Genomic DNA, 5938 nt, shown 5'->3' on the forward strand with positions numbered 1-5938 from the left:
TGTACCGATGATGAATATCTTAAACGGTGGCGAGCATGCGGATAATACTGTTGATATCCAAGAGTTTATGATTGAGCCGGTTGGTTTTACCAGCTTCTCAGAAGCGCTGCGTGCTGGTACAGAGATTTTCCATAGCTTAAAATCTGTTTTAAAGTCACAAGGTCTAAATACTGCGGTTGGTGATGAAGGTGGTTTTGCGCCAAACCTACGTAGCAACGAAGAAGCTATCACGGTCATCATGCAAGCGATTGAGCAAGTCGGCTACAAAGCAGGTGAAGATATCCATCTGGCTTTGGACTGTGCTGCGAGTGAGTTCTATAAAAATGGTCAATATATCTTGGCAGGTGAGGGTAATAAAGCTTTCGATAGCCAAGGATTTTCAGATTATCTAGTAGGATTGGCACGTCAATATCCTATCATCTCTATCGAAGACGGTCTTGATGAGTCAGATTGGGATGGCTGGAAGTACTTGACTGAGCAAATCGGTGATAAAGTCCAACTGGTCGGTGATGATTTATTTGTGACCAATCCTGCCATCTTGCAGGAAGGGATTGATAAGAAAATTGCCAATGCAATTTTGATTAAATTTAACCAAATCGGTACCTTGTCAGAAACGCTAGATGCCATTTATCTGGCTAAGAAAAATGGCTATGCAACGATTATCTCTCATCGTTCAGGCGAAACTGAAGACAGCACCATTGCTGATTTGGCAGTAGGTACTGCGGCTGGTCAAATCAAAACTGGCTCACTATGCCGCTCAGACCGTGTCGCAAAATACAATCAACTACTACGTATTGAGCAGCAAGTACGTGCAAGCTATCGTGGTCGTGAAGAGTTTATCGGACTGCGTGGTTAATACGCTCGGTTTCTAGTAAATGCTAGGCGATATGAGGTCTTGTATATCGCCTAGTAGTGTTTGCCGATTTATCCCACTATTTATCTATTGTTTGGCGTTATCATTTTATGAAATACTTTAGCCAATTTATACTAGTTGCTTTAGCCGTTGCCGTGCTGTCAGGACTGCAATATCAGTATTGGCTGGGTGAAAATGGTCGCTTTGAGTATCATAAACTTACGACTCAGATTGCAGAGCAACAGCGCTTAAATGACAATCAAGTCGCGGCAAATAAATTACTGCGCACCGATGTTTATGATCTAAAGACTGGTCTAGAAGCGGTAGAAGAGCATGCCCGTTTAGACTTGGGTCTGATTAAGCCAAATGAGACATTTGTACAAGTGTCAACCGCGCCAACGACGCACAGCCGTTATTAATTACTGTTAGTTTTCTAAAATTATTGTCTTCTATTGTCTGTAATCAAGACGGTATTTACCTTCAAACCCTTATTTATCTTCATCATCATTTCTTCCTAGTAATACTGTCATGGGTCTTAACCATGAGTACTACCTTATGAATTCTGCCTTATGAACAACACACCTCACATCCATGCCATGATCGTCGCTGCTGGTCGCGGTAGTCGCTTTGGGGCATCTATTGCCAAGCAGTATACGATGCTTCAAGGGCAAACATTGCTACAGCATAGCGTGGCTCGTCTAGCTACTAGCAACTATATTGATAAGTGCTTACTGGTCATAGCTGCAGATGATGATACCGCTCAAACACTCAGTTTTGCGCTTCCTGTTCATTACGCTCGCGGCGGTGCTGAGCGTTGGCAGTCGGTGCAGGCGGGCGTTAATGCTATTATCAATGCAGGCGCAGATGAGTCGGATTTAGTGGTCATTCAAGATGCGGCGCGTCCTGCTGTACCCGTTTATGATATTAATGCAGTGATTCAAGCAGCAATGCGAGAGCCTTATGGTGCTATCTTAGCGACACCGGTCGCTGATACCTTAAAGCAGTCATATATCGTAAATGTAGCGCTGCCTAATCAAGCATTTGAGAGTGATAGTCATCTAAATGTTCGAACTAAGTTTAATAACCCTCAACGTATCGGCGCTGTACCTCACACTTATGCACAAAAAACAATCGACCGCAGTCATATGTGGCAAGCACAAACTCCGCAAGTATTTAGGCTTGGGCAGTTAAAAAACGTACTGACCTATGTCGCTCAGCATAATCTTGCCATCACCGATGAAGCCAGTGCCTTTGAGTATTTAGAGTTGCCAATTCGATTGGTAACGGGCAGTCGTCAAAACATAAAATTAACTTATCCAGATGATGCTATTTTACTATCCGCCATTCTCACTGCTCAATGCTCCTCGCATCCATAAACGCTTTATAATGCCCTAAAGTATTGTTTTGTGACACTGATACATCTCACCAAGAGTTTTTGTGACGTATAACAAATAACGAAGATGTATGTCTTTTAATCTCTGTTAGCCTTATGTATCAAGATTATCTAGCCACAGCTAGCTTTAGGATTTATCAGAATCTCGAGAATATTGGATTATTTATTTTAATCAAATTCCTGTTTATTTTTCTCTAAAAACTCTTAATTTTTTACTCTCACAAGTTAGTTATTTCTAGAATATTGATAAGTTGTTATTTGACATAAACATATATTGCTTTGATGACTAAAACATCCTATGATGTAACCAACTTAATACAATTAATATAAATATTTACAAAATCAATAATATACCAAGCCGCTTTTTGTTTAAAAACGTCTTGCTTCTATGTTTTTTCTAAAAATGAATATGGTTGTCTTAGCTACATTTACCTAATTATAGGGAGAAGCTGATTGTCACCAACGATTGACGCTACAAATCCAGTAATGCCAGAACTCTGCCAATTTGTATATCTGAGCCACATTACTGCTACTGCTTTATCCAGTGCCAGCACGCTTAACGATATCGCAGAAGGTGCCAATAAGCTGAATAAAATCGATAATATTACGGGTATTCTTTGCTACGGTAATGGCTACTTTTTTCAATATGTAGAAGGTAGTGAGCAAGCGCTGACTAATCTAAAAAACCGCTTGTTGTTAGATGACCGTCACAAAGATCTCAAGATATTGGATTTCTCAGCCATTGATGAACGCCGTTTTAAAGGATGGTCATTACGCTCTATCACGCTTGAGCGCTGGATGGTCAATGAGCCTAAACTAAAAGCCTTTATGCCTTTTAAACCAGACAACTGGAAAACAGGTGAATGGCAGCAGTTTTTAGATATTCTGCAAGGCTATTATGAAGCGCGAGAAGTTACCGATGATACTGATTCTCAGCCAATAAAATACAGCACGCTAGGTTTAACATTAGGCAAAGTAGTAGGGCAGCACCAAGCTTTCTTTTTAATCCAGACCGTATTGGGCGGATTGATTGTGTTAGCGCTACTGTGGCTGATTTTATCCGATAAAATTTTCTAAATATCTATATATGTATTCATGAAGTCAGCATAAATTGTTGGCTTTTTTGTTTTTACAAGCAGGTATTAAGTGATTGTTAGGCTTTATGAGTAAGACGTAATAGATATAGCTCATGTTAAAAAGTAGAAACTGATGCACATAAAAAAAGCCCAATCACGATATATTGTGATTGGGCTTTTTGGTGGTACGCTTATTAGTCTTATCTAATGCTTAACAAGCATATTTGCTAACAAGTGACGCCAAATAGTGGCGTCCCCAGGGGGATTCGAACCCCCGTTACCGCCGTGAAAGGGCGGTGTCCTAGGCCTCTAGACGATGGGGACTAGTAACAACGCTTCAGCTGCTTTCACCTTTATGCTGAAGTGGTGCGTATTTTAATGTGGTCTGCGCTTACTGTCAAGCCTTTTTCTACGTCTTTTTAAAATTAAATATCTTTTTTTCAGTGCACGGCGTGGATGTAGGTCATTACGCTTTAAATGATATCGAATCCATAACGAAGTACAGGTGCTAATGGTCAAGGCGAGCAGCATATAACCGATGATGGTTGCCCATAATTTAAACTGTGGTTCCATAATAAAGTCCCTTTTATTAAGCTTTAATAGTCTATAACAGGCGTTTAAAGCACAGCAGGTAACTCAAACCATCTCTAGATTTAACCCCTTGCTTAGTACCGGATATGCAAGAGGTTAAATGATGCTTCTAAATCGTAAGGTTAAAGTTAGTATACCTTACAAATACCACTATTATACGCGGTGAGCAATACATACTCTGTAATAAAGGGCTTATTGAACCTCTTCAGTAGCTTTGTCTGTAGGCTCAGGCTCGCTATGCATGGCATTAGCCAACATGGGATAATTATTTAAGATATAACAAAATAGCTCAGCGGTCTTTTGCGTATCATACAGTGCTGAGTGAGCATCGTTACCATTAAAATCAAGCCCTGCGGCTTTACAGGCACGTGCTAGAACTGTCTGACCAAAGGCAAGGGCTGATAAAGTGACTGTATCAAAGACTGAAAAGTTATGGAAAGGATTGTGGCTCTTATTATTGGTGCGTAATACGGCGGCATTCAAAAATGCCAAATCAAAATGTGCATTGTGTCCGATTAATACACATTGACGGCAGTCTTCAGTACGGCGTACTTCTTTCAAACCTTTAAAAATACGACGCAGCGCTGTTTTTTCATCTTCAGCAATGGCTTTACGCAGCGGATTGTTAGGGTCAATACCGGTAAAGGCGAGGGCACTTGGCTCAAGATTTGCCCCTTCAAAAGGTTCGATATGGGCATTGAATGCCTCACCAGGATAAAAAACACCCTGCTCATTCAGTAGCACAGGAATACAGGCAATCTCTAATAAGGCGTCAGTTTGCGCGTTAAATCCTGCCGTTTCGACATCGACCACCACCGGTAGAAATTTACGAAAACGTTCTTTTAATTTCATTGGTGCTAGCATTTCGGTGGTCGCATCTGTAGTGGTGGCTACATCAACTTTGGGTAAAGCAACATCATTTTGAATGGTCATATCAGGTTAAATCGCTTTTATCAGTCGGGCTATTATATTAAATAAAAAATAAACATCCTATGACGCTCATATCCTTTTTAATAGAAAGGTGGCATTGCTATCATAGGATAAAGCAAAGTGACTCTACTTTATAAAGAAAAGAGAGCTTGCATTAGAAGTTATTAAAACTATCCTTTGATGGACCAAGGTAATGTTTCGCCTGCCATCAGCGGTGTCAACGAGCTACCATCAAAGTAAGGATAAGCTGCTGGTATCTGCATGGGCGCATTGATCAGGGTAACGGTGCTTTCATTGACAGGCAAGCCATAGAATTGCGCACCAAAACGACTGCTAAACCCTTCCAATCTATCGATTTTACCAACGCTATCAAACGCAGTGGCGTAGAGTGGTAGCGCAGTCGCTGAGCTATAGCAGCCTGCACAGCCACAAGCGGCTTCTTTTTTATCGGTTGCATGAGGCGCAGAATCGGTGCCCAAAAAGAATTTTGGATTGCCGCTGGTGGCGACATCTAATAATACTTTTCGATGACTCTCGCGCTTTAAGATAGGCAAGCAATAAAAGTGCGGTTTGATACCGCCAAGCAATAGGTGATTGCGGTTAAACATCAAATGCTGCGGCGTAATCGTAGCAGCGATTTGATTGCCCTGTGACAAGACAAAATCAGCGGCATCACTGGTGGTAATATGCTCCATCACAATTTTCATGGTTGGGAACTTTGCGATGATTTGTACCATCACTTCATCCAAAAAGCGCTTTTCACGATCAAAAATATCGACATGGTCGTGAGTGACTTCACCATGTAGCAGTAGAGGAAGATTGTATTTTTCCAACGCCTCAAAGACATCTACACAGGCATTGATGTCGGTGACGCCATCAGCAGAGTTGGTGGTAGCGCCAGCAGGATATAGCTTGACCGCTTGTACGATGCCCGATTTTGCTGCCAGCTCAATATCTTGTGCGGTGGTATGATCGGTAAGATATAAGGTCATGCGCGGGTCAAATGCAGCTTTACGCTCAGCGCTCAAATGGATCGATTCTAGGTGCTGCATGATACGTGCGCGATAGGCTTGCGCATCATCGACATTTTTGACT

7 protein-coding genes and 1 tRNA gene are annotated in these 5938 nt (G+C 41.5%); 4 read left to right on the top strand and 4 right to left on the bottom strand.

The features are described from left to right. The 4 genes from eno to VLN09_RS07255 all read left to right on the top strand — a co-directional run. The coding region (eno, locus tag VLN09_RS07240) for a phosphopyruvate hydratase (protein ID WP_325245090.1) at positions 1-856 on the top strand (856 nt) is incomplete at its 5' end. Between the two features lie 107 nt (positions 857-963). Further along, positions 964-1272 (top strand): FtsB family cell division protein, encoded by a 309-nt coding sequence (locus tag VLN09_RS07245; RefSeq protein ID WP_325245092.1) that lies wholly within the window; start codon positions 964-966, stop codon positions 1270-1272. A 150-nt stretch (positions 1273-1422) separates the two neighbouring features. After that, on the top strand, positions 1423-2229 hold the full coding sequence (locus tag VLN09_RS07250) for a 2-C-methyl-D-erythritol 4-phosphate cytidylyltransferase (RefSeq protein ID WP_325245094.1): 807 nt from the start codon (positions 1423-1425) through the stop codon (positions 2227-2229). A gap of 470 nt (positions 2230-2699) precedes the next feature. After that, a complete protein-coding gene (locus tag VLN09_RS07255) occupies positions 2700-3323 on the top strand; it encodes a BLUF domain-containing protein (RefSeq protein ID WP_325245096.1) in 624 nt (207 codons plus the stop codon). 247 nt (positions 3324-3570) lie between these two features. On the opposite strand, the gene VLN09_RS07260 is transcribed toward VLN09_RS07255, so the two are convergent. The 4 genes from VLN09_RS07260 to pyrC all read right to left on the bottom strand — a co-directional run. Continuing rightward, positions 3571-3646: transfer RNA gene (locus VLN09_RS07260), tRNA-Glu, on the bottom strand. Positions 3647-3697: 51 nt separating this feature from the next. Beyond that, positions 3698-3895 carry a hypothetical protein gene (locus VLN09_RS07265; protein WP_325245098.1) on the bottom strand — a complete coding sequence of 66 codons (198 nt, stop codon included), beginning with the start codon at positions 3893-3895 and terminating at the stop codon, positions 3698-3700. Between the two features lie 210 nt (positions 3896-4105). Beyond that, positions 4106-4846, bottom strand: coding sequence for a ribonuclease T (rnt, locus tag VLN09_RS07270; protein WP_325245100.1), 741 nt, complete (start codon positions 4844-4846; stop codon positions 4106-4108). A gap of 167 nt (positions 4847-5013) precedes the next feature. Continuing rightward, positions 5014-5938: dihydroorotase (gene pyrC / locus VLN09_RS07275; RefSeq protein WP_325245102.1), on the bottom strand; the 925-nt coding region annotated here is incomplete at its 5' end.

This window comes from Psychrobacter sp. (assembly GCF_035469765.1).
Classification (GTDB): domain Bacteria; phylum Pseudomonadota; class Gammaproteobacteria; order Pseudomonadales; family Moraxellaceae; genus Psychrobacter.

What these genes read in the sequence shown, in the direction of transcription:
- VLN09_RS07245 (WP_325245092.1), top strand. Translation starts at nt 964, where the DNA reads ATGAAATACTTTAGCCAATTTATACTAGTTGCTTTAGCCGTTGCCGTG.
- VLN09_RS07250 (WP_325245094.1), top strand. Translation starts at nt 1,423, where the DNA reads ATGAACAACACACCTCACATCCATGCCATGATCGTCGCTGCTGGTCGC.
- VLN09_RS07265 (WP_325245098.1), bottom strand. Translation starts at nt 3,895, where the DNA reads ATGGAACCACAGTTTAAATTATGGGCAACCATCATCGGTTATATGCTG.
- rnt (WP_325245100.1), bottom strand. Translation starts at nt 4,846, where the DNA reads ATGACCATTCAAAATGATGTTGCTTTACCCAAAGTTGATGTAGCCACC.